The organism is Frankia sp. AgKG'84/4 (genome assembly GCF_023242965.2).
Lineage (GTDB): Bacteria > Actinomycetota > Actinomycetes > Frankiales > Frankiaceae > Frankia.
The window spans coordinates 1-511 of record NZ_JALKFU020000742.1; the positions used below are offsets into that span (position 1 = coordinate 1).

General features: G+C 75.7%; 1 protein-coding gene. It reads left to right on the top strand.

Annotation, left to right across the window (positions count from 1 at the left end; translation table 11 throughout):
* The coding region (locus MXD58_RS24900) for an NAD(P)/FAD-dependent oxidoreductase (RefSeq protein ID WP_250610073.1) at positions 1–467 on the top strand (467 nt) is incomplete at its 5' end.
* Positions 468–511 lie beyond the last annotated feature (44 nt).

Consider the following 511-nt stretch of genomic DNA (forward strand, 5'->3'; position numbering starts at 1 on the left):
CGGTCACCCTGGTGCACCGCCGCGAGCGGCTGCGCGCGCACCCGGCGGCGCTGGCCCGGCTCGAGGCGTCCACCGTGGAGATCCGCACGATGACCGACATCGTCGCCGTGCACGGCGACTACTGGATCGAGAAGGTCGAGCTGGCGGACGCCCGCGACGGCGGCCGCCAAGTGCGCCCGGCCCAGGCGGTCGTCGCCGCCCTCGGCTTCGCCACCGATCTCGGGCCGCTGACCCGCTGGGGCCTGACCGTCGAACGGCGCCGCGTGCTCGTCGACCCGACGATGTCCACCGGCGTCGAGCGGATCTTCGCCGCGGGTGACCTCGTCGAGTACCCGGGCAAGGTTCGCCTGATCGCGACCGGCTTCGGGGAGGTCGCGACCGCGGTGAACAACGCGGCGCCGGTCCTCGACCCGGCCGCGAAGGTCTTCCCAGGCCACAGCTCCGACGACGGCCCCGCCGACGTCTGACCGGCCCGCACGCCGCGCCGGCTGCCCGCGGAGCCGGCCGGCTC